The 23,951-nt window shown below is 67.1% G+C and carries 18 protein-coding genes; 8 read left to right on the top strand and 10 right to left on the bottom strand.

From position 1 onward, the window contains the following. Window positions 1-11: 11 nt before the first annotated feature. Together GU927_RS07035 and GU927_RS07040 are read right to left on the bottom strand one after the other, a co-directional pair. Window positions 12-2,834: an error-prone DNA polymerase gene (locus tag GU927_RS07035; protein WP_161761642.1), complete on the bottom strand. Its 2,823-nt coding sequence runs from the start codon at window positions 2,832-2,834 to the stop codon at window positions 12-14. A gap of 69 nt (window positions 2,835-2,903) precedes the next feature. Then, window positions 2,904-3,713, bottom strand: coding sequence for an LOG family protein (locus tag GU927_RS07040; protein WP_161761643.1), 810 nt, complete (start codon window positions 3,711-3,713; stop codon window positions 2,904-2,906). Between the two features lie 81 nt (window positions 3,714-3,794). Here GU927_RS07040 and dapD point away from each other — a divergent pair, with 81 nt between their 5' ends. After that, window positions 3,795-4,622: a 2,3,4,5-tetrahydropyridine-2,6-dicarboxylate N-succinyltransferase gene (gene dapD / locus GU927_RS07045; RefSeq protein ID WP_161761644.1), complete on the top strand. Its 828-nt coding sequence runs from the start codon at window positions 3,795-3,797 to the stop codon at window positions 4,620-4,622. A 214-nt stretch (window positions 4,623-4,836) separates the two neighbouring features. Here the strand turns inward: dapD and GU927_RS07050 are convergent, their stop codons facing one another. Beyond that, window positions 4,837-6,378, bottom strand: coding sequence for a choice-of-anchor L domain-containing protein (locus GU927_RS07050; RefSeq protein WP_161761645.1), 1,542 nt, complete (start codon window positions 6,376-6,378; stop codon window positions 4,837-4,839). Between the two features lie 165 nt (window positions 6,379-6,543). On the opposite strand from GU927_RS07050, the gene GU927_RS07055 reads away from it, so the two are divergent. Then, window positions 6,544-6,888: a hypothetical protein gene (locus GU927_RS07055; protein ID WP_161761646.1), complete on the top strand. Its 345-nt coding sequence runs from the start codon at window positions 6,544-6,546 to the stop codon at window positions 6,886-6,888. 3 nt (window positions 6,889-6,891) lie between these two features. Here the strand turns inward: GU927_RS07055 and GU927_RS07060 are convergent, their stop codons facing one another. Beyond that, complete coding sequence (locus GU927_RS07060) at window positions 6,892-7,875, bottom strand: Hint domain-containing protein (protein ID WP_161761647.1); 984 nt, start codon at window positions 7,873-7,875, stop codon at window positions 6,892-6,894. Window positions 7,876-8,041: 166 nt separating this feature from the next. Between GU927_RS07060 and dapE the strand changes: the two genes are divergently transcribed. The 5 genes from dapE to GU927_RS07085 all read left to right on the top strand — a co-directional run bounded on the left by dapE (window position 8,042) and on the right by GU927_RS07085 (window position 14,246). Further along, window positions 8,042-9,187, top strand: coding sequence for a succinyl-diaminopimelate desuccinylase (gene dapE, locus GU927_RS07065; protein WP_161761648.1), 1,146 nt, complete (start codon window positions 8,042-8,044; stop codon window positions 9,185-9,187). A gap of 2 nt (window positions 9,188-9,189) precedes the next feature. Beyond that, window positions 9,190-9,609 carry a GNAT family N-acetyltransferase gene (locus tag GU927_RS07070; RefSeq protein ID WP_161761649.1) on the top strand — a complete coding sequence of 140 codons (420 nt, stop codon included), beginning with the start codon at window positions 9,190-9,192 and terminating at the stop codon, window positions 9,607-9,609. Between the two features lie 158 nt (window positions 9,610-9,767). After that, the gene (rnr, locus tag GU927_RS07075) at window positions 9,768-12,026 is read left to right on the top strand and encodes a ribonuclease R (RefSeq protein ID WP_161761650.1); all 2,259 of its coding nucleotides are present in this window, start codon (window positions 9,768-9,770) and stop codon (window positions 12,024-12,026) included. Window positions 12,027-12,139: 113 nt separating this feature from the next. Then, window positions 12,140-13,387: a lytic murein transglycosylase gene (locus GU927_RS07080; RefSeq protein WP_161761651.1), complete on the top strand. Its 1,248-nt coding sequence runs from the start codon at window positions 12,140-12,142 to the stop codon at window positions 13,385-13,387. 364 nt (window positions 13,388-13,751) lie between these two features. Further along, on the top strand, window positions 13,752-14,246 hold the full coding sequence (locus GU927_RS07085; RefSeq protein WP_161761652.1) for a GNAT family N-acetyltransferase: 495 nt from the start codon (window positions 13,752-13,754) through the stop codon (window positions 14,244-14,246). Here GU927_RS07085 and GU927_RS07090 read toward each other — a convergent pair. Continuing rightward, window positions 14,215-15,426: a winged helix-turn-helix domain-containing protein gene (locus GU927_RS07090; RefSeq protein WP_161761653.1), complete on the bottom strand. Its 1,212-nt coding sequence runs from the start codon at window positions 15,424-15,426 to the stop codon at window positions 14,215-14,217. The genes GU927_RS07085 and GU927_RS07090 overlap by 32 nt on opposite strands. A 249-nt stretch (window positions 15,427-15,675) precedes the next feature. Between GU927_RS07090 and GU927_RS07095 the strand changes: the two genes are divergently transcribed. Next, window positions 15,676-16,941, top strand: coding sequence for a cation:proton antiporter domain-containing protein (locus GU927_RS07095; RefSeq protein WP_161761654.1), 1,266 nt, complete (start codon window positions 15,676-15,678; stop codon window positions 16,939-16,941). A 28-nt stretch (window positions 16,942-16,969) separates the two neighbouring features. Here GU927_RS07095 and rlmN read toward each other — a convergent pair whose 3' ends face one another. From rlmN to GU927_RS07120, 5 genes are all read right to left on the bottom strand, one after another. Then, window positions 16,970-18,148 carry a 23S rRNA (adenine(2503)-C(2))-methyltransferase RlmN gene (rlmN, locus tag GU927_RS07100; protein WP_161761655.1) on the bottom strand — a complete coding sequence of 393 codons (1,179 nt, stop codon included), beginning with the start codon at window positions 18,146-18,148 and terminating at the stop codon, window positions 16,970-16,972. 170 nt (window positions 18,149-18,318) lie between these two features. Further along, on the bottom strand, window positions 18,319-20,334 hold the full coding sequence (locus GU927_RS07105; protein ID WP_161761656.1) for a copper amine oxidase: 2,016 nt from the start codon (window positions 20,332-20,334) through the stop codon (window positions 18,319-18,321). Between the two features lie 47 nt (window positions 20,335-20,381). Next, window positions 20,382-21,788 carry an aldehyde dehydrogenase family protein gene (locus GU927_RS07110; protein WP_161761657.1) on the bottom strand — a complete coding sequence of 469 codons (1,407 nt, stop codon included), beginning with the start codon at window positions 21,786-21,788 and terminating at the stop codon, window positions 20,382-20,384. Window positions 21,789-21,905: 117 nt separating this feature from the next. Then, window positions 21,906-22,859, bottom strand: a complete 954-nt coding sequence (locus GU927_RS07115; RefSeq protein WP_161761658.1) for a helix-turn-helix domain-containing protein — start codon at window positions 22,857-22,859, stop codon at window positions 21,906-21,908. Window positions 22,860-23,387: 528 nt separating this feature from the next. Then, window positions 23,388-23,912, bottom strand: a complete 525-nt coding sequence (locus tag GU927_RS07120; RefSeq protein WP_161761659.1) for an invasion associated locus B family protein — start codon at window positions 23,910-23,912, stop codon at window positions 23,388-23,390. Window positions 23,913-23,951: the final 39 nt, after the last annotated feature.

Genomic DNA, 23,951 nt, shown 5'->3' on the forward strand with positions numbered 1-23,951 from the left:
CCGCGGACCCTTCAAGCCGCTTCCGGCGTCAGCCATGGCCGAAGCAGCGCCATCGGATGCGCCCTCAGCGTCAGGCGCAGCGACACATAATCCTCCACCACCTGCTCACCCACCGTCATCTCGCGCAAGCTGACGGCAGGCTCCACGATGCCCTCGCCATCCATGTCGCCTGCGAACAGGGGCAGGGGGCTGCCCTCCACCAAGGCCTTCGCCGCCCACAACGCCTCGCGCCGCGTCACGCCCAAGGCCGCGAAACAATCCGCCTCGGCCAGCCGCGCCAGCATCCGCGCCCCCAGCCCCGCACGGCGCCACACATCCTCCACCGCCGCATAGCCGTTGCCCCGCGCCGCGACGATCCATTGCGCCTCTTCCTCCGGCATCCCCTTCACCTGCCGGAACCCAAGCCGCAGCGCCAACCCGCCCCGCCCGTCGGGTTCCATCACATTGTCCCAATGGCTTGCATTGATGCAGGGCGGGCGCACCACCACCCCATGTTCCCGCGCATCCCGCACGATCTGCGCGGGCGCATAGAACCCCATCGGCTGGCTGTTCAGCAGCGCGCAGGCAAATATCCCCGGATGGTGCCGCTTCAACCACGCGCTGGCATAGACCAGCAGCGCGAAAGACGCCGCATGGCTTTCGGGGAATCCGTAACTCCCGAACCCCTCGATCTGCGCGAAACAGCGCGCGGCGAAGTCCTCCTCGTATCCATTCGCCGCCATCCCCGCCATGAACCGCTCGCGGAACTCGCTGACACTCCCGTGCTTCTTGAACGTCGCCAGCGACCGGCGCAGACGGTCGGCCTCGGTCGGCGTGAATCCCGCCCCGATGATGGCGATCTGCATCGCCTGTTCCTGAAACAGCGGCACGCCCAGCGTCTTGCCCAAGACCCGCCCCAATTCGTCGGACGGAAAACGCACCACCTCCTGCCCGTTCCGCCGCCGCAAAAAGGGATGCACCATATCCCCCTGTATCGGCCCGGGCCGGATGATCGCCACCTGAATGACCAGATCGTAAAAGGTCCGCGGCCGCATCCGCGGCAGGAAATTCATCTGCGCGCGGCTTTCCACCTGAAACACGCCCAGACTGTCCGCGCGGCACAGCATGTCATAGGTCGCGGGGTCTTCGGCGGGCAGGCTCGCCAGCGAATGGCGCACCTGATGATGCCGCTCCATCAGGTCGAACGCCTTGCGGATGCAGGTCAGCATCCCCAAGGCCAGCACGTCGACCTTCAGGATGCCCAAGGTATCAATGTCATCCTTGTCCCAGCAGATGACGGTCCGATCCTCCATCGTCGCATTCTCGATAGGCACCAGTTCATCCAGCCGCCCCTCGGTGATGATGAACCCGCCGACATGCTGGCTCAGATGGCGCGGAAACCCCTGTATCTCGTCGATCAGCTGCAGCGTCAGCGCCAGCCGACGGTCACTCGGGTCCAACCCGATCTCCCTCAACCGCACCTCCGTAATCTGCCCGGGTCCGCCCCAGCCCCAGATCTGGCTCGACATGGCGGCCAGCGTATCCTCGCTCAGCCCCATCGCGCGGCCTACCTCGCGCACCGCCCGCTTGCCGCGATAATGGATCACCGTCGCGCACAGCCCCGCGCGATGCCGCCCATAGCGCGCATAGATGTGCTGGATCACCTCCTCGCGCCGCTCATGTTCGAAATCCACGTCGATATCGGGGGGTTCGTTGCGCGCCTCGCTGACAAACCGCTCGAACACCATCGTCCCGATCTCGGGGGAAACCGACGTCACGCCCAGCGCATAGCACACCACCGAATTCGCCGCAGACCCCCGCCCCTGACACAGGATCCCCCGCGCCCTCGCGAAATCCACGATGTCATGCACCGTCAGGAAATAGGGCTCATACCGCAGCTTCCCGATCAGGCGCAGCTCATGCTCCATCTGCGCCCGCACCCGCTCCGGCGCGCCATCGGGATATCGCCAGTCCAGCCCCGCCCAGGCCAGCCGCGCCAGCCGCTCCGCCGCCGTCTCGCCCCCCGTCACCTCCGACGGATACTCATAGCGCAACTCGTCCAGCGAGAACCTTAGGCGCGACGCCACCTCCCCCGCCCGATGCACCGCCTCATCATGGCCGGAAAACAGCCGCAGCATCTCGGCCTCCGACCTTAACCGCTGCTCGGCATGGGGCAGCGCGCGGCGGCCCAGCGCATCCACCCGCACCCCCAGCCGGATCGCCGTCAGCACATCCGCCATCCGCCGCCGCGACCCGTGATGCATCAGGGGCAGCGCAGACGCGACAGGCAACATCCCCACCCCCTCCGCCAACCGCGCCAGCCGCGCGAACCGCGCGCGGTCCTGCCCGTCATAGCGCGGCGCCATCAGCAGGAAACACGCCCCGCCGAACGCGCCCACCAGCCGCGCCACGACCGCCCGCCACGCCTCCATCTGCCCCCGCGCGGGCGGATGGACCAGCAGCACCATCCCCGCCCCCCACGCGATCAGATCATCGGGGCCAAGCTCACACTCCCCCTTCACCGCCCGCAACCGGCCGAGAGAGATCAGACGGCACAACCGCCCCCACCCCGCCCGATCCTCCGGCAGGCAGGTCACCGTGAACCCACAGCGCAGCACGATCCGCGCGGCAGGGATCAGCCGCGTCCCCGGCCAGTCCCGCCCCTCCTCGCCCGCCAGCCGCGCCAGTTCCCGCGCCTTGGCATGGGCGCGCACGATCCCCGCCACGGAATTCACATCCGCCACCGCCACGCCCGCCATCCCCATCTCGGCGGCACGCGCCATCACCTCCTCGGGATGCGACGCCCCGTGAAGGAAAGTGAAATTCGAAAGGGCCGACAATTCGACGAAAGCCATGGGCCAAGGGGATTCGCAGATGTTCCCAAAAGAACATTATAAGAACATTCACTGACAAGACGAGTCCCCTCAGGCGGGTGTCTCCTCGCCCAATATCGCCTCCACCGCCTCTTCCGCCGTCTCGACGAAGCGGAACAGCTCAAGATCGCCCGCGTTGATCAGCCCCTGATCCGCCAGCGCCTGCCAGTTCACCACCCCTTCCCAGAACGCCCGCCCGAACAGCAAAAACGGCACCGGCTTCATCCGCCCCGTCTGGATCAGCGTCAGCGCCTCGAACATCTCGTCCAATGTGCCGAACCCGCCGGGGAAGATGCAGACCGCCCGCGCCCGCATCAGGAAATGCATCTTGCGGATCGCGAAATAGTGGAAGTTGAAACACAGATCCGGCGTGACATAGCCGTTCGGCGCCTGCTCGTGCGGCAGCACGATGTTCAACCCGATGGACTGCCCCCCCGCCTCGGCCGCGCCACGGTTGCCCGCCTCCATGATGCCGGGTCCGCCCCCCGTGACCACCACCAGCTCGCGCCCGTAGCTCTTCAGGCTTTCGACCGTGATCAGATGCGCGAGCTTGCGCGCCTCCTCATACCACCCCGCCAGCGCCCCCGCAGGCCCCGCCCCGTCGGGCCGCACCCGCGCCGATCCCATCACCACGACGGTGGACCGGATGCCCCGCTCGTCCAGCACCATCTGCGGCTTCAGCAGTTCCAGCTGCAACCGCACCGGCCTGAGCTCCTCGCGCATCAGGAAATCCGTGTCGGTGAAGGCCAGCCGATAGGCCGGCGCCCGCGTCTGCGCGGTGTCGGGCAACCGCTCTGCCGCCGCCGCGTCCTGCGTGCTGTCGCGGAAAGGATGCGCGCGTCCGTCGTCCTTGGGGTTCATGCCGTTCCTCTTGTTGCACGGGCCTTTCGCCCTCTCTATAGGGTCGCACCGGACCGGACCAATCAAAAGGGGGGAATTGCCATGTCCTACGCCGCGCTCGAAGCCGCCATCGAAACCGCGTGGGACGCCCGCGACACCATCACCCCCGCGACCAGGGGCGAAGCCCGCGACGCGATCGAATCCACCCTCAACGCACTCGACAGCGGCAAGCTCCGCGTGGCCGAACGTCAGGCCGACGGGCAGTGGCACGTCAACCAATGGGCCAAGAAGGCGGTGCTGCTGTCCTTCCGCCTGACCGACATGTATGAAATCTCCGGCTCCAACGGCGGCGCGAACTGGTGGGACAAGGTGCCCTCCAAATGGCAGGGCTGGACGGCGGATGACTGGCGCAAGGCCGCCTTCCGCGCCGTCCCCGGCTCCATCGTCCGCCGCTCCGCCTATATCGCCAAGGGCGTGGTGCTGATGCCCTCCTTCGTCAACATCGGCGCCTATGTCGATGAAGGCTCCATGGTGGACGGCTGGGCAACCGTCGGCTCCTGCGCGCAGATCGGCAAGAACGTCCACCTCTCGGGCGGCGTCGGCATCGGCGGCGTGCTGGAACCGATGCAGGCAGGGCCCACCATCATCGAGGACAACTGCTTCATCGGCGCGCGCTCCGAAGTCGTCGAAGGCTGCATCGTGCGCGAAGGCTCGGTCCTCGGCATGGGCGTGTTCATCGGCAAATCGACCAAGATCGTCGACCGCGAAACGGGCGAGGTCATGTATGGCGAGGTTCCCGCCGGTTCGGTCGTCGTGGCAGGCTCCATGCCCTCCAAGGGCGGCATCAACCTCTACTGCGCCGTGATCGTGAAGAAGGTCGACGCGCAGACCCGCGCCAAGACCTCGATCAACGAGCTTCTGCGGGATTGATCCGTGTCGGCGGGGGAAACCCCGCCCTGACCCGCCAAGGCGCAACAGCAGGTTCCGGCCCGTGCTACAGGCACGGGCCGCGCACGACCCGCCCGCTCGCACCAACGCTGCGTAGGGCGGGGTTCACCCCGCCATGCCGGGCTTCCACCCACAGGCGCAACGCCTGGTCATCGCCCGTGGCCCCAAGCCACGGGCGGCGGCCGTCCCGCCCCCCTCACCCCACCAGCACCGCCGCCTCGCGCCCCTTCACCTCCATCCGCGCCAACTGCCCGTAACCGACCGCACCCTGCCGCAGCGCCGGAAACAGCCGCAACACCTCGTCGCGCACCTCGGCATCGAACCCGCCCAGCGTAGAGGCCGCCGGAAAATAGCTCTCGCAGGGCAACCCGTTCGCCATCACCACCTCGTGCCGGTCGAACAACAGGTGCAGATAGGCCACCTCGCCCCCCTCCACCACCCGCACCGCACGCCCGTCCACCAGATGCTTGGCCTTCACCAGCACCTCCGCCTCGCCGAACAGCAGCTCCGCCCGCGCCCCCGTCACCAGCACGCGGTGACAGGGCGACAGCCGCAGCGTCCCGTGCGCGCCGAAGGTGCCCGCCGCAATCTCCACCGGCGCATCCGCCCCCACAGCCGCCCGCACTGTCCGCCCGACCCAGCGCAGCACCTGCACCCCGTGATCCCGCGTCTCGACCGGATCACCCGCCCGCAGCGCCTCGACCGGCACCCGCCCCTCCGGCACGTCGATCAGCGTCCCCTCCGTGAAACAGGCCACCATGGTCAGCGAGACAAAGGCCACATCCGTATTGCCCGCGCTGTCCGTCACCTCATAGGTCAGCACATGCGTATCGGCATGGGTCACCGACTGCACATGCAGCTTCCCGTCCGCGCCCAGCGTCACCACATCGCCGGAATTCAGCGTCACGCTGTCGCCCGCGCGGACCTCCACCCCGTTGATCTTGGTGACCGTCAGCGCCCCGGTAAAGCTCGACCGGTCGTTTTTCAGCACATCCACCGCCAGCGCGGTGCCCTTGCGGATCGTCGCCGCATCATCCGCCGCAATCAGCGCCACCTGCACCGAATCCGCCGCGATCAGCACGGTGGAGTCATAGATCCCGTCCCCCGCATCCCCGATCGCCATGCGGAACGTGTTCTGCACCCCGCGGTTGACCGGCACCTTCAACGTCAGCGCGACGGTGAACCCGTCCATCTCGGTGTTATAGGTGTTGGACGTATGCGGGTTGTCGACATAGAGGTTCTCGTTCGACACCGTGTTGATGTTGTCGATCGTGATGTCGCCCGTCCCCACGGTCAGCGCGGCAGGCACCCCGTTCACCCAGATGGCGAAGGCGTCGTTGAACCCCTGATGGACGAATTCCAGATATTCCTCGGAAGACCAGACGATCTGCATCGTCAGCACATCCCCCGTCGGCACGAAGGTGGCCGAAAAGACCGCCGCGTCGAATGTCGTCTGACCCGACACCTGCGACAGCATCGCATCGCCCGCCGTGCCATAGTCGGTCGAGGTGTTGGGATAAAGGTTCGCGTCCCCCGCCCCTTGGGTGAAATCGGCCACCTTGCCCGTCGACAGGATCAGCCCGCTATCCGACGGCGCGACGCCCGGACTGGTCGTGTCGGCCCCCGAATAGATGCCAACCTGATTGGACTGGCCCGTATAGCTGGCCGATACGATGGTCACGCCCGCGCCGAAGATGGTCTGCGCCATCTGCAGTGCACTGGCGGAATCGATCCGCATTTCTCCGTCCGACACGCGCTCACCCCGCCCCTTCGCCCGTGGGGAAACGACCGCACATCGTCACATCTTAATCTTCGTTAACAAAATATCCCGCCCAGCCCGCTTTGCGCTCCGCCCCGACGGGTGCTAACAGGGCGGGGTGATCCGTGGCCAAAGGGGGGCCCCATGACCGAGGACAGCGACAAGCCCAAGCGCGAAAAGCGCCCCCAGCAGGTCTATACGCTGGTGGTCGAAGTCGGCCGCAAACCCGGCGACGGCCTGCCCGACAAGTCGACCGGCGCCGCGCTGATGATCTACGCCTCCGGCGTGGACGAGGAAGAGGCCGTCCGCGAAACCGTCGCCATCCTGAAACAGGCCGACCTCGCCCCCCTCGACGTGTCAGGCTACGGCACGCTCGACGACCGGCTCAAGGCCGGGGACGAGATCGACGCCGAGGAACGCACCCTCATGCAGCGCGCGCTGGATGAAAATTCCGTGGTCGTCGCCCAGATGACGCCCTTCTTCGACTGACCCTTACACCGCCCGCCGCTGCGCCATCGCCAGCGCCTGCCGCAGCGGCAGCACCTCGAACGGCTCCAGCACCCGCCGCGCGCCGCCCGCGCCCGCGGGCCCCGCCGTGCCGAACAGACAGCCATCCGCCTCCACCAGCTCGGGCAGGCCAAGGTCCAGCACCACCCCCACCGCCACCGCGCGGCGCGGATCGGCCAGCGCCATCTGCCCGTCCACCAGATGCCGCGCCGGAACCAGCACCTCCTCGTCCCCGAACAGGTATTCCGCCTGCGCCCCGCCGATCCAGACCGGCTGGTCCGGCGACACAAGGATATCCGCCCGCCGCCCGTAAAAGGGCGCGCGCAGCCGCACAGGCGCCAGACTGCCCCGCCCCGGCACGGCCAGCCGCGTGACCCCGACCAGCGGCACCGCCCCCTGATCCCGCGTCATCACGCGGTCCCCGGGCTTCAGCGACCCCGCCGCCACCACGCCCCGCGGCGTCTCCACCGGCGTCGCCACCCCGATCCAGCCCGTAGGCCCCGGCAGCGCCGCCCCCGGCGCCGCCCCGAACCACAGCACCGCCGGATGCCGCCGCACCCCCGCGCCCCCCGCGCACAGCAGATGCAACTCGCGCAGGTCGATCGGCAAGGGCCCCTCGCCCCCCGCGGCCAGCCTCTGCCCCCCCTGCTCCAGCACCAGCGTCCAGCGCCGCGCCGTCAGGTCCCAGCCAAAGGTCAGCCGCGCCACGCCCGTCTTCTGCCACAGCGGCCCGGGCAGCAGATGCCGGACCAGCCGCCCGCCCCGCCGGTGCATCAGCGCGATCCCCGCCCCCAGATCGTGGAACAGCGACAGCGCCACCGCGCCGCCCTCGTCCCGCATGTCCAGCAGGACACCCGCCCCCGCCAGCGGCAGGTCGATCTCGAAAACCAGCAGACCATGGGCGATCACCCCCTCTTCCGGCGAACCGGGCGGGGGCGGCTGATCCGACAGGGCGATCCAGCGGGTCACGTCAGACGGGCGCGAACAAATCCATACCCGCCATGATGCCGCGCCCCCCGCGCGCTTTCAACCGCCCCGCGATCCGCCACCGCCCCGCCGCAGCAATTCCGCCACGCCGGTTGCGGCCCCCCCCGCCCGCAGGCTATCCATCGCCCAAGCCCTGACAGGATGCCCCATGCCCACCGATCCCGCCGCCCTGACCGCCGCCCTCATCCGCTGCCCCACCGTGACCCCCGCCGAAGGCGGCGCGCTGACGCTGCTCGAGGGGCTGCTCTCGCAGGCGGGCTTCACCTGCACGCGGGTCGACCGCAACGGCACCCCCAACCTCTTCGCCCGCTGGGGCACGCGCGGCGCGAACCGCAGCTTCGGCTTCAACGGCCATACCGATGTGGTGCCCGTGGGCGACCTCGCCGCATGGACACAAGACCCCTTCGGCGCGGCGATCATCGACGGCTGGATGTATGGCCGGGGTGCCACAGACATGAAATCCGGCGTCGCCGCCTTCGCCGCCGCCGCCATCGACTTCGTGCAGGAAACACCCCCCGACGGCGCCGTGATCCTCGCCATCACAGGGGACGAGGAAGGCGACGCGCAGGATGGCACCGTGGCGCTCCTCGACTGGATGGCGCAGAACGGCGAAGGCATGACCCACTGCCTCGTCGGCGAACCCACCTGCCCCGACCATATGGGCCAGATGATGAAGATCGGCCGCCGCGGCTCGCTCACCGCATGGTTCACCGCGACGGGGGTGCAGGGCCACTCCGCCTATCCCCACCGCGCAAAGAACCCGATGCGCGCGCTGACCACACTCCTCTCCCGCCTGCCCGACCAACTGGACGACGGCACCGCGCATTTCGATCCCTCCACCCTGCAGATCACCACGATCGACTGCGGCAACCCCGCCAACAACGTGATCCCCGCCAAGGGCAGCGCCACCGTCAACATCCGCTTCAACGACGCCCATACCGGCGAGGCCATCGCCGCATGGCTGAAATCCGAAGCCGCCAAGGTGGAACAGGAAACCGGCGTCACCATCGCCACCCGCATCCAGATCAGCGGCGAAAGCTTCCTCACCCCCCCCGGCGACCTCTCCGCCCTCATCTCCCGCGCCGTGCAGGCCGAAACCGGCATCACCCCCGAACTTTCCACCACAGGCGGCACCTCCGACGCCCGCTTCGTGAAAAACCACTGCCCCGTGGTGGAATTCGGCCTCGTCGGCCGCACCATGCACCAGGTCGACGAACGGGTCGAAATCGCCCAGATCCACCAGCTCAAATCCATCTACACCCGCATCCTGCGCGACTATTTCGCGGCACCCTGACCATGACCATCACCATCGCACCCACCCGCGACATCGCCACCTGCCGCCACCTCCGCCGCGTGGTCTTCATCGAAGAACAGGGCGTCCCCGAAGCGGACGAGATCGACGACAGGGACGGTGACGCCATCCACCTCCTCGCCACCGTGGACGGCGCGCCGGTCGGCTCTGCCCGCCTGCTCCTCTCTGGCACCACAGGCAAGATCGGCCGCGTCTGCGTCCTCACCCCCCACCGCGGCACCGGCCTCGGCGCGGCCCTCATCCGCGCCGCGATCACCGAACTGCGCGCCCGCGGCATGACCACCGCCAAGCTCGGCAGCCAGACCCACGCCATCGGCTTCTACAAACGGCTGGGCTTCACCCCCACCGGCCCCGAATACATGGACGCGGGCATCCCCCACCGCGACATGACCCTGACGCTCTGACAGGACGCAGGCGCCCGCAGGCCCAAAGGGCAGGAACAGCCCTTCATCCGTTCCGCAAATATCCTCGGGGGTCCGGGGGCAGACAGCCCCCGGGGGTCGGGCCGGAAACGCCGCCCGAAGCAATGGCCTTTCCCCGCAACCCGTGATAGGCGAGGGACATGCAGGAGATCCCCACCAAAGCCCAGATCCTTCAATGGATCGCCGACAATCCCGGCCTCTCGGCCAAGCGCGACATCGCCAAGGCCTTCGGCATCAAGGGCGCCGCGCGCATCGACCTCAAACGCCTCCTGCGCGAGCTGGAAGACGAAGGCGCGGTCACGAAAAAGGCCCGCACCTATCGCGACCCCGACACGCTGCCCCCCGTCACCCTGCTCACCGCGCTGCCGCCCGACGGGCAAGGCGACATCTTCCTGCGTCCGATGGAATGGCAGGGCGCGGCGGAAGACGCCCCCCGCATCCTCTTCCTCCCGAAAAAGGGCGACCCCGCCCTCGGTCCCGGTGACCGGGTCCTTGCCCGCCTGTCAAAGGTCGATCTCGACGATTACCAGTACGAAGCCCGCCTGATCCGCCGCCTTGGATCGAACCCGATCAAGATCCTCGGCATCTTCCGCACCTCTGCCGAAGGCGGGCGCATCGTCCCCATCGACAAGGGCGCCGACAAAGACTGGATCGTCGGCCGCGACGACACGCTCGATGCCCGCGACGGCGAGCTGGTGGAGGCCGAACAGCACGGACCCAAACGCATGGGCCTGCCCCGCGCCCGCATCGTGGCCCGCCTTGGCGATCCGATGGGGCCCAAGGCCGTCTCGCTCATCGCGATCCACCAGCACGGCATCCCCGACCGCTTCCCCGACCCCGTCCTGGCCGAGGCCGAGGCGGCAAAGCCCGCCCCGATGGACGCCCGCGAAGACCTCCGCGACCTCCCCCTCGTCACCATCGACCCCTCTGATGCCCGCGACCATGACGACGCGGTCTTTGCCGAACCCGATACCGACAGCCACAACCCCGGCGGCCATATCGTCTGGGTCGCCATCGCCGACGTCGCCCATTACGTCCGCCCCGGCTCTGCGCTGGACCGCGAGGCGCGCAAACGCGGCAACTCGACCTATTTCCCCGACCGCGTGGTCCCCATGCTGCCCGATGTCCTCTCGGGCGACCTCTGCTCGCTGCACGAAGGCGTAGACCGCCCCTGCCTTGCCGTCCGCCTGAAACTGGATGCCGAAGGGAACAAGATCTCCCACCGCTTCCTCCGCGGCATGATGCGCTCCGCCGCCTCGCTGACTTACGAGGAAGTGCAGCAGGCCCATGACGGCCACCCCTCGCCCCGCACCGCGCCGCTGATCCCCCGCATCATCGCGCCGCTCTACGCCGCCTATCAGGCCGCCACCAAGGCCCGCCACCTGCGCCAGCCGCTCGATCTCGACCTGCCCGAACGCAAGATCATCCTGTCCGACGAAGGCAAGGTCGTCTCGGTCGCCTTCCGCGAACGGTTCGACGCGCACCGCCTGATCGAGGAATTCATGATCCTCGCCAACGTCGCCGCGGCCGAGGAACTCACCCGCCTCAAACGCCCCCTCCTCTTCCGCGTCCACGAAGAACCCAGCCCCGAAAAACTCGACGCCCTGCGCGAGGTGGCCGAGGCATCGGGCTTCACGCTGGCCAAGGGGCAGGTGCTGAAGACCGCCCACCTCAACCGCCTTCTGGCACAGGCGCAGGGGACGGAATTCGACGAGCTGATGAACATCACCACGCTCCGGTCGATGACGCAGGCCTATTACCACCCGCAGAATTTCGGCCATTTCGGCCTGTCGCTGCGCTCCTACGCGCATTTCACCTCGCCCATCCGCCGCTATGCCGACCTGATCGTCCACCGCGCCCTGATCGCAGGGCATGGCTGGGGCAAGGACGGGCTGTCGGCGCAGGACATCGAGGCGCTGGACGAAACCGCCAAGCTCATCTCCGACGCCGAGCGCCGGTCGATGACGGCGGAACGCGACACCAACGACCGCTACCTCGCCGCCTACCTGTCCGACCGCGTGGGCAGCGAATTCACCGGCCGCATCTCGGGCGTGCAGCGCTTCGGCCTTTTCGTCAAACTCGACGAAACCGGTGCCGACGGGCTGATCCCGATCCGCGAGGTGGGGCGCGAATTCTTCCACTATGACGAGGCGACGCAGACCCTCATGGGGGCCGATACCGGCCTGACGCTGGGCATCGGGCAGCGCGTCACCGTCCGGCTGGCCGAGGCGATCCCCGTCACCGGTGGCCTCACCCTCGAACTTCTGTCCCTCGACGGGGCCGCCCTGCCGCGCAGCCCGCGCGCGGGCAAGAAGGGCCGCTTCGCCCCCCGCAAACCCGGTGCCACCGCCGCCCGCGATGCCAAACTGAAACGCAAGGTCATCCGCAAGCGCCGCTGATCCGGCAGAACTCCGCCCGCCCCCCTGCCCCGCGCCTTTGCGCGCGGGCCGTGCTGCATTATCTTTCCCCACAACCACAAGAAAAGCAGTCCCGTTTACAGGCAGGTCATTTCATGCGCGCAGCCCTCCTTTCCCTTTCGCTCCTTCCCCTCCCGGCCCTTGCAGGCCCCTCGGCCTTGCCGCACCTTGGCGCACCGGAACAACTCGCGCGCGGAGGCGGCATCGTGACAGAGATCGGCTCGCAGGCGGGGCTCCGGCAATGGATCGAAGGCTTCCGCCCCCGCGCACTGGCCGCAGGCATCTCGCCCGACACCTTCGACCGCGCCTTCCGCGGCGTGCGTTACAATGCCGACGTGATCGAGAAGGACCGCAACCAGGCCGAATTCACCAAGACGATCTGGGAATATCTCGACCGCGCCGTGTCCGACAAACGGATCGAGAACGGCAAGAAGGCCCTGCGCCAGCACCGCCGCCTGCTGGCGCGGCTCGAGGCCACCTATGGCGTCCCGAAAGAGGTCATCACCGCCGTCTGGGGGCTGGAATCCAGCTATGGCGACAACCGCGGCGACATTCCGGTGATCGAGGCGCTGGCGACGCTGGCCTATGACGGCCGCCGCGGGCGGTTCTTCGAGGCGCAACTGATCGACGCGCTGAAGATTTTGCAAAGGGGCGACGCGCGGCCGGGAAACTTCACCGGAAGCTGGGCCGGGGCGATGGGGCACACGCAATTCATCCCTTCCAGCTTCCACGCCTTTGCCGTGGATTTCGACGGCGACGGGCGGCGCGACATCTGGTCCGACGATCCGACCGACGCGCTGGCCTCCACCGCCGCCTATCTGGCGAAATCCGGCTGGCAGCCGGGGGTGCCATGGGGGATGGAAGTGGCCCTGCCCCCGGGCTTCGACTACGGGCTGGAAGGCAAGGGGAACCGCCTGTCCTCCGCCGACTGGGCCGCGATGGGGGTGCGCCGCGCCGACGGGCAGCCCCTGCCCGACCACGGCCCCGCCGCGTTGCTGATGCCCGCGGGCGCGCGGGGGGCGGCCTTCCTGATCTATGCCAATTTCCGCGCCATCGAACGCTACAACGCCGCCGACGCCTATGTCATCGCCATCGGCCACCTGTCGGACCGGCTGGCCGGCGGCGACCCCATCCGCGCCGCATGGCCCCGCGACGACCGCGCGCTGACCGCTGCCGAGAACCTCGAACTGCAACAGCGCCTGACCGCCGCAGGCTTCGACACCGGCGGGGCGGATGGCAAGATCGGCCCCAAGACACTGGCCGCCGTCCGCGCCTTCCAGCGCAGCATCGGCATGGTGCCGGACGGCTATCCGTCGCTGGAGATATTGAAGCGGCTCAGGTGAGGCGCAAAGGCGCAACGACAGGTTCCGGACCGTGGCCCAAAGCCACGGTCCGCGCACGTCCTCCCGGCGCGGCCACGGGCCGCGCGTTCGGCGGGGAAATCGTCCACCGGACGATTTCTTTTCCCGCCTCACCCCCACCGGGACGTGCGCCATGGGCGCCCGCCCCGGCGTGACGCGCGCGGACCTACCGGCGGAGAGGCGAAACGTGCCACTGGCACCTTTCGCCCCTCCTCGCGCCTTTTCCGCAGAAGTATCGGTCAAGGCCATCACCACTCTTCGGTGGCGCCTCGACCGCTCCACCAAACGCCTGCTAGCCTCGCGCGGGCGTAACGGTATCGCATCAGACCAAAATCAGGTGTTTGTCATGGGTAACTTGGTTCGGCTTGCCTACCCCGAAGATGCAGCAATGATTGCCGCAATCCACGTCACATCGTGGCACGAAACCTATCCCGGCCTCCTCCCCCGCGCCGAGATCGACCGTCACGACACCACGTCGCGCCGCAGCCTGTGGCAGGCTGCCATCGCCTCCGGACACTCCCGCATCGCGGTCATCCCCGATATCGGCTTCGCCGCGATGGGCCGACAGCGCGATCCGTCCCTTGCAGACGACTACCCCGACGAACTCCTCGCCCTCTACGTCCTGCGCCAGCACCACGGCCAGCACCACGGCCGCGCCCTTCTGTCCGCCGTGCGGGGCCACGCCCCCTTCACCGCATGGGTTCTGTCGGGCAACACCCGCGCGCAGGACTTCTACGCAAGGCTTGGCGCGAGGGAACTGCGCCGCGAGAGCGAAGTGATCGACCGTATAACCCTGACCGACATCCTGCTCAGCTTCCCCAGCCTGCCGGATAGTCCCTGACCCACCCCTCCGCCCAGTCCACCCGCTCGCACCCCACGAACCCCGCCAGCCGCGCCAGCTCTGCCTCCAGCTTCGCCACGCGGCCATTGCCGAACACCACCCCCGCCTCCGGCCAGACCGCCCGCACCGCCAGCACCGCACCCGCCCGCTTCACATCGATCCGCCCGACCAGCCGGTCCCCCTCCAGCAGCGGAAACACATAATACCCGAACACCCGCTTCGGCTCGGGCACGAAAACCTCGATCCGGTAGCGGAAGCCGAACAGGAACTCCGCCCGCGCGCGGTCGCGCAGCGCGGGGTCAAAGGGCGACAGCACCCGCAGCCGCCCCGTCACCTCCGGCACATCCGCCCCCGCCAGACCCGCCACGCAGAACACCCGCCGCCCCGCGCCATCCGCGCCAAGGACCACCGCCTCCTCCACCCGCCCCGCCCGCAGCGCCGCGTCCAGCCACTCCCGCGCCACCTCGCCGGAAACCGCGTTCCAATAGGCCGCCACCTCGCGCGCCGTCCCGAACCCCAACCGCTCCAGCGCGGACGAACAGGCCCAGTCCACCACCGCACCCTCCGGCACCTCCACCGCCCGCACCGCCGCAGGGATCACCCGCTCCGTCAGGTCATAGACCTTGCGGAACCCGTCCCGCCGCGTCACCGCGATCCGCCCCGTCCGCCACAGCCATTCCAGCGCCACCTTGGACGGATGCCAGTCCCACCAGCCCCCCCGCCCCCGCACCTCTCCCTCGCCCACATCGGACGACGAAACAGGCCCATCCCGTGCGATCCGGTCCAGAATCGTACCGAATTGCGCCTCATACCCGTCGCGGAACCAGCGCCGCCAATTCCCGTGCAACCGCGCCTCGTCCGCCGCGAACCGCGCCCGCCACATCGGCCACAGCCCCACCGGCAGGATCGACGCGTCATGCGTCCAATGCTCCCACAGCGCGCGCTCCCCCTCCAGCGCGCGTTTCAGCGCCGCCGGACGATAGCCCCCGCGCCGCGACCACAGGATCATGTCATGCGCGCGGGCAACCGTGTTGATGCTGTCCACCTGCACGAACCCGATCCGGTCCACCAACCCCGCCAGCGCCGCGCCGGAACAGGCCCCCGTCGGCCCCTCGGCCAGCGCGTGACGGTGCAGGAAATGCCGCCGCGCGGCCGCGTTGGGGATCACCGGAAGGCTCATGCCCAAGGCCTACCACCCCGCCGGAACGGGTCAACCCCGCCGATGCCAAAGGCAAAACCGCCCCTGACGGCCCGTTTCGTAACACTCTGAAAGAAAACCCGCGCCTTCGTGACCGCCCGATAAAAATCCTTCGGTTGAATCGTGATTTCGGGTGCATAGTTTGGGAACGATCCCAAGCACCACGCCAAGGGGCCCCGCCTGCATCCGCGCAGCCGGAGCCCTCATGCCATCACAACAGACGGAGAGCCGATGCCCCACGACACCCCCCTGATCGCCACCATCGTCATCGGCCTTTCCCTCGCCTTCCTCCTCGGCCTTGTGGCGCATCGCCTGAAGCTGCCGATGATCGCGGGCTATCTTCTGGCGGGCATCATCATCGGCCCCTTCACGCCGGGCTACGTGGCCGATCAGGAACTGGCGACGGAACTGGCCGAACTTGGGGTGATCCTCCTGATGTTCGGGGTGGGGCTGCATTTCTCGCTCAAAGACCTCCTGTCGGTAAAGAACATCGCCATCCCGGGTGCCATCGGCCAGATCCTCGTCGCCACGGCGGCGGGCCTTGCGCTTGCGCTCCTCATGGGATGGGGCATCGGCGCGGGGCTGATCTTCGGCCTCTCCCTCTCGGTCGCCTCCACCGTCGTGCTCCTGCGCGCGCTGCAGGACCGCAACCTCGTCACCTCCGACCGAGGCCGCATCGCGGTGGGCTGGCTCATCGTCGAGGATGTGGTGATGGTCCTCTCCCTCGTCCTCATCCCGCCGCTTGCGGGCCTGCTCGGCGGCACGGCGCAACCCGTCACCGACGGCGCGGCACAGGAGGCGGTGCGCATGGGCTTCGGCCCCGTCACCGCCACCCTTGCCGTGACGCTGGCGAAATTCGCGGCCTTCGTCGCGCTCATGCTGATCGTGGGCCGCAAGCTGATCCCGTGGATCCTGCACTACGTCGCCCATACCGGCAGCCGCGAACTCTTCCGCCTCGCCGTCCTCGCCATAGCCCTCGGCGTCGCCTACGGCTCGTCGCAGATCTTCGGCGTCTCCTTCGCGCTGGGGGCCTTCTTCGCGGGCATGGTCATGGCAGGCTCCACCCTCTCGCAACAGGCGATGCGGGAAACCATGCCGCTGCGCGACGCCTTCGCGGTGCTCTTCTTCGTCTCGGTGGGGATGCTCTTCAACCCGATGATCGTGCTCACCGAACCGCTGGCGCTGATCGGCACGGTCCTGATCATCCTCGTGGTCAAATCCATCGCCGCCTACGGCATCGTCCGCGCCTTCGGCCATGACAAGGAAACCGGCCTGACCATCGCCACCAGCCTTGCCCAGATCGGCGAATTCTCCTTCATCCTCGTCGTCATGGGCACCAAAATGGCGATCCTGCCGACCGAGGCGAAGGATCTCGTCGTCGCGGGCGCGATGATCTCGATCCTCGCCAATCCGGTGATGTTCGCCATCCTCGACCGCTGGAGCGCGCGGCACCGCAAGGCCGACCCCGAACCCGAACCCGTGGTCGAAGCCGCCTAGGACGGGCGATCCTGCCCGTCCCGCAGGATCAGAGCCCCGCCTCCGCCGCGATCTCGGCGCGGCTCTTGCGCGCCCGCTCGGTGGCCGATTTCAACTGCCCGCAGGCCGCCATGATATCCTCGCCCCGCGGCGTGCGGATGGGGCTGGCGTAACCGGCCTTGTAGATGATGTCGGCGAAAGCCTCGATCCGCTCCCAGTCCGACCGCTCATAGGGCGCGCCGGGCCATTCGTTGAAGGGGATCAGGTTGATCTTCGCCGGAATCCCCGCGATCAGCTTCACCAGCCGCCGCGCATCCGCATCGCTGTCATTCACGCCCTTCAGCATCACGTATTCGAACGTGATCCGCTCGGAATTCGACAGCCGCGGATAGTCGCGCAACGCGTTCAGCAGCGTCTCGATGTTCCACTTCTTGTTGACGGGCACCAGCCGGTCGCGCACCTCGTCCGTGGTGGCGTGGAAGGACACGGCCAGCAGACAGCCGATCTCTTCGGCCGTGCGCGCGATCTCGGGCACGATGCCGCTCGTCGACAGGGTGATCCGCCGCCGCGACAGGCTCAGCCCCTCGCCATCCATCACGACCCGCATCGCGTCGCGCACATTCTCGAAATTATAAAGCGGCTCGCCCATGCCCATCAGCACGACATTGGACACCAGCCGCGTCTCGTCCTTCGGCTCGCCCGGCACGGGCCATTCGCCCAGATCGTCGCGCGCCAGCATTACCTGCCCCACGATCTCGCCCGCCGTCAGGTTGCGGACCAGCTTCTGCGTGCCGGTATGGCAGAAGGAACAGGTCAGCGTGCAGCCGACCTGACTGGAGATGCACAGCGTCCCGCGGTTCTCCTCGGGGATATAGACCGTCTCGACCTCGTGCCCGCCCGCGATCCGCACCAGATATTTCCGCGTGCCATCCGCCGACACCTGCCGCGACACGACCTCGGGCAGCTCGATCACGAAATGCTCGGCCAGCAGCGCGCGGTAATCCTTGGCCAGATTGGTCATCGCCGCGAAATCGCGGATGCCGAAGTGATAGACCCACTGCCAGATCTGCCCCAGCCGCATCTTCGCCTGCTTCTCGGGCGTCCCCGCCGCGACCAGCGCCTCGCGCAACTGCTCGCGCGTCAGGCCGACGATATTCGTCCTGCCCCCTTCCGGCATCTTGCGCGGAATGGTCAGCACGTCCTGCGTGATGGGCGCGGTGGCGGTCATGGTCGTCGTCCTGATCGGCTGGGAAGACAGGCATATAGGGGATTCGCCCGCAAAACGAAAGCCTCCCGCGCGCAAAGCCGTCCCTTGGAAAGGACAAGGGGGCCCGCCGATCTCTTGGCACGGCGCGAGCGACCCGTCGCCCGCGCCTTTTTCTGTTGCTTCGCCAGATGTCAGTCGTGGCTGTGGTTCTCGTCGTGATGGGGGTCGCGGATCGTCAGCGCCGGGTTGTGCGAAAAGAAGTTGAACGGCTGGATATGGATCGACTTCCAGTGCGTCGACATGACCGGCCAATCTTCCATCCGCGGCACGTGGTGGAAACCGGCGGTGACCCAGGTCACCAGATCGGTATCATCCAGCGGGCGGTCCTGCTTCACCCATTGGGCCAGCGTGTCCGAGCCATCGCTTTGCATCGCATACTTGCCCCCCGCATAGCGCTGCGTCGGGTCATAGGCGGTCGCCCAATTCGAGAACTGTATCCACCCATTCCGCATGAAGGGCGGATCATTCTCGAAATCGAAGGGAAAATAGGCCACGTCGGCATCATCGATCATCCAGCCCGGCGCATGGCCAAGCGGGCCCTTCGTCGTCGGGTTGGTCACCAGCGTATAGCGCGGCTGGTTCGGGTCCAGCTTGTAGAACCCGTCCTTTTCGGATGCGATCGGCCGGTTCTCGGCCTTCCACATCGACCGGCGCGGCAATCCCTCGGGCACCGTCGCAGGCACGATGTCGATGGTGGAAACATCGTTGACCGGCTGATCGATGTCGAAGTCCACCTTGAAGTTGAAGTAATGGTCATGGTTTGCCGCAACAAGGTTCGGCTGGATCAGCGTGCCATACTGCGTTTCCGCTGCCGCCGTCGGATCATCCATCGAGGTGGAGGCAGCACCCTTCACGGCGTCCAGACCGGTCGCGCCGATCATCAGATGCATTTCGCCATGCTGGTGAAAGCGGTAGTCGATCAGGTAGTCATAGTTCCCCACCTCGGATGCGGTCCGCACGACCAACTCGGTCTCCGGCCGGCCCTCGGCCGGGACGGGGGCTTCGGGCGTCTGGGCAAAGACTTCGAAATGACGCCATGCCGGATCGCCGATGGACCGTTCGAAGATGCAGATGGCGTCCGGAATCTCCAGCGGGTTGCCGAAGTCGTCGGCGATCATGGCAGGCAGGAACGTCGCGTGTTCGGGACAATCCACACCCGGCCGCAGCGGGCTGAGGAAAAGGCCGAACCCGTATTCGCCCGAGTCCATGTAGGTGCGCCAATACCACGCGTCGGACGGGTCCATATAGGGGACAAAGACCTCGGACAGGTGCATCTGGTAAATGACGGACCGCCACGCCTCGCCATCCTTGACGTCGATGTCCGACAGCACGAGGCCGGGGCGCTTGTCGACGCGGAAATTGAAACGCCAGATGTCCCAGTTCACTTCGCTGCCGTCGATCGTGAAGTTCGGGCCGCCCGGCTGCGAGAGTGTGGCAGGGTTGGTCTTCGGCCGCAGCGGCACCCGCGCCTCGACCTCGTCCTGCGTGTAACCCCACGGATCCGTCGGGATCGGGATCACGCCGCTGTCCTGAACGCCGCGAACCTCTTTCTTGGCAATGTCATAGACGGCGAAAAGCCCTTCGATCGGCTTGGCATAGAAATTCGACCCTTCGGGCACCTGATAGCAGGGCACCTTCATCAGACGCGCGCCGTCGGTGTATTCCTCGGTAAAGAAATTGCCCGCAGTCAGCGGCAGGCAGAAGGCCTGATCCGGCGTCAGCCCGCGCTTTTCCAGCGCCGCCACCATATCGGGATGCTGAAGCACGCCTTCGATCGCGCCCACGAATTCGGTAAACAGGATCATCGGCTGGCCCGCATCGGCAGGGATCGCCGCGTCGCTTTCCACCGTTCCCTTCGTGATGTTGACCACGGCCTCGCGGAACCCTTCGGCCGAGGTATATTGCACCATCGCCTTGCGGTCGGGCATGGCCCCTTCGGTCGCGGCCAGCACCTCGGCCTTGGGGGGTTCCTGCAGCTCGATCAACGGGTAAAGCGTCTCGTCCCCCACGGTGCCCGTATCGCGCAGGATCTTGTTGATCGCCTTGTATTCCTCGCCCGAAAGCCCGTCGAGGGGATGGGCCTGCGCCGAAAGCGCAGGCAAGAGCAGAGCCAGGGTCAGGGCCCCAAGCCTATAGGGTGTCTTCATGTCTTGTTTCCTTGAAGCGGGATTGAATTGCATGGCTCAGTCGCGGGTCAGCTGAAGACGGCCTGAAGATCGGTGTATTCGGCAAGGCCTTCGTCACTGAACTCCACGCCAAGGCCCGAGGCCTTCACCCCGCCAAAGGGAACGTTGGGCTGGATCGCGCCGTGCTTGTTGATCCAGACCGAACCGCATTCCATGCGGAGTGCCAGCTTGCGGCCCTTTTCCAGATCGCTCGTCCAGATCGACCCGCCCAGCCCGTTGGGACTGTCATTCGCGGCAGCGATCACCTCGTCCAGATCGGTGTAGCGGATCACCGGAAGGGCGGGGCCGAACTGCTCTTCATCCACCAGCGGATCGCCGTTCCGCAGACCGGCAATGATGGTCGGCGGGAAGAACAGGCCCTCGCCCGGCGCACCGCCCAGCAGCACCTTTCCGCGTGCGGCACCATCGGCCACAAGGCGGGCCACCTTGTCGAACTGCATCCTGTTCTGGATCGGCCCGAGCACGGAGCCCTCCTCCGTCCCGTTGCCCACCGGAATCTTCGAGGCATAGGCGACCAGCGCATCGCAGACCGCATCGTGGATGCTGTCATGGACATAAAGACGCTTCATCGCCGCGCAGGTCTGGCCGTTATTGATGAAGGCCCCCCAGAAAAGCCCTTCGGCAATGGCCGCCGGATCGGCATCCGGCAGCACGATCCCCGCATCATTGCCACCCAGTTCCAGCGTCAACCGCTTCATCGTGGCCGCGGCGGATTGCATGACCTTCTGCCCCGTCGCGCAGGATCCCGTGAACACGATCTTGCGGATATCGGGATGGGCCGACATGGCCGCGCCCAGATTCACGGCCGTGTCGTCGCCCGTCACGATATTGACCACACCCGCAGGCAGGACCGTATTCATCAACTCGACCGCCCGCAGCGTGGCGAGGGGTGTCAACGGAGAAGGTTTGATGACCACCGTATTGCCGGTCCGCAGCGCAGGCAGGATGTGCCAGACCGCGATCATGACGGGAAAGTTCCACGGCGTGATCGACCCGACCACGCCCAGAGGTTTGCGGTGCAGTTCCACCCGCCCCGCATTGTCATCCTGAATCACCTTGACCGGAACCGACAGTCCCGCGGTAAAGCCCGCCCAGGCCTGCGCCCCGCCCATCTCCCAGCGCGAACCCAGACCGTTCAGCGGCTTGCCCTGTTCGGCGGTGATAAGGGCGGCAAGTTCCTCGGCATGGTCGCCCAGCACTGCCGCAACCGCGCCGCATGCGGCCTGACGGTCGGCATCACTGGTTTGTGACCACGTCGCAAAGGCGGCCTTCGCCGCAGCCACCGCCGCGTCCAGATCGGCCGCAGTGGCATTCGGGGCGGTTCCGGCGGGTTTGCCGGTGGCCGGATTGATGACATCGAACCGCGCGGCGGTCCGATAGGCCCTGCCATCGATGGTCAGGTTGAAATCGTGCATGTGTCTCTCCTCCCCTTGGACGCATTTCGCGTCACGCTGAAGAAGATCGGGCCCGGCGTCTTGGCGGTTGGTGCCAGCAGGATTTGCAGATGATGCCACCGTCGCCAGACCGCCCGCTCAGGACACGAGTGGCTTGGCCCTGACTTTCCCTGGACTGACACCGAAGCGGTCGCGGAACAGGCGGTAGAAGTTCGACAGGTCGTTGAAACCGCAATCAAAGGCCAAACTGGCGATGTTCTCCTCCCCCGCCATCAGCCGCGCCCGCGCAAGTTCAAGACGGAACGCCTGAAGCCGGGTGGAAAAGCTGTCGCCATGCTCCGCGAAGACCCGCTGCAAGGTCCGGCGCGACACCCCGCAATCCGTGGCCAAGGCATCGATCCCGAAGCTGCTGTCGCGCGCCTGCGCTTCCAGTTGCTGCACCGCACGACGGTAAAGGCGTGCCGAAACGCTCTCGTTTCCACGGGCGCGGGCGTGAAAATAGGCACTCAGGATGTTGATCAGCGCCTCACCCAGCGCGGCAGAGCCTGCATCGGTTTCCAGCATCCGGTCCAACACGCCGCCCATCGCAAGGCTCAGCGTGTCGCCCCGTTCGATTTCCGTGCCACCGACGCAATCCTTGCCGATGCGGGCCACCATCTCGTCGCGTGGCAAGTGCAGCGAAATCTGCGTGGAATGGCGGCCCTCATAGATGAACTCCGAAGGAACCGACGAATCCGCAATGAAGAAATCGCCGCGGTAAAGGCGGCACACACGATCATTCTGCAGGATCGTGCTTTGCCCTTCGGCCTGATAGATCAGGAACAGGTGCTCGCCCGGGTCCTTGCGGATCATGGCACCGTCACGGACCACGCGGTTTGCATCGAGCGTGACCATCGCCACGTCAAAGCGGGACAGCGTCCGCCGTTTGACCGCGCCGTGGATTTCGGCCCGCTGCGTCGGCTTCGCCTCGACCCGGAAGCGCCCGCAGATCCGGTGAAGCTGATCGGTGTAGTCATCCACATGCATCGATTGCAGGTCCGGCACCGGGCGCATGATGTCTCTTGGGGCGCGGCTGGCATTGCTGGCGAGCATCAGACACTCCTTACCGAAGATACTGGTCTATTGGCTGACCGATTGGTCGATCATAGGTGATCCAGAACGCCAATCAACGATTATGCCGCCCGCATTGCCCCCAAGAAGCAAGCACCGCAGGCCAATCACAAGCAAATCAACGCCTTGCCAAAGGACCGCTGGCCAGCCCAACCGCAAGAGCAATCGGTTTCCCGTATTCCGCCCGCGCAGAACGGGTCTTCCGGCATCGGATCGGGATGCCTTGATTCGTTTCCACGATGGAAGGGGCAGCCAAAGATCATGGCTATGCCTGGTCCACGGCGCGCATCTGCGGCCACGTCGAACCTCTGCCCGTCCAAGGCACCGCCATGCGGATGAAACGACCCTCCGCAATCGGCCGGACTTTCCTGCCGCGGCCCTCGGCGCGTGGGGCCGATGCCGATCAAACCTTGCTGCCACCCAAGGGAACATCGGGCGTCAGAACGACAACTCCGCCAGCCATGCCCCGAAAGGCGGGCCCCGCCCCGCCGGACCGCCAGACCCCGCCGTTTACTTGCAGCGCGCCTCGGCCTCGGTCATCGCGGCGGTGAAACCGCGCAGGCTGAACGTGTCCTGCGTCTGCGTGCCCTTGCCCGACCGTGCGGTCAGAATGGCCGTCGACCCCTTCTTCATCGCCGCCAGCAGCGCCGCATCCTGCTCGGGCGAGGCGGGCCATGCCCATTCGCCATCGACAAAGAGTTCGAAACTGGCACCATCCACATTCACGCCCACCGTCGACCCTTCGGCAAAGGGATAACCGCCGGTAAAGGAAATCTCGCCCGGCGCGCCGGGGCGGAAGGTCACGAACAGCAGGATATCGCCCCGCCGCACCGAAACCGGCTGTCCGTCGCGCGTGTTGACCGTCTCTTTCGGCACGGTCACGCCCCAGCATTCCTTGGGGCTCTCCTCCGCAAAGACGTTCCAGTCCGACGTCACCGCGACACGGTTGTCGGATTCCTGCGCCATCGCCGCAGGGGCGGACAGGCTTGCCGCAAGGAAAGCAGCGCCAAGGACGCGGCCGAACAGGGTGGTCATGGGGCGGGCCTCCACTTGCCTCTGGGTCCGCCCACCGCC

Origin of the sequence: Paragemmobacter amnigenus (assembly GCF_009908265.2) — a bacterium.
In the GTDB taxonomy this organism is placed as follows: domain Bacteria; phylum Pseudomonadota; class Alphaproteobacteria; order Rhodobacterales; family Rhodobacteraceae; genus Paragemmobacter; species Paragemmobacter amnigenus.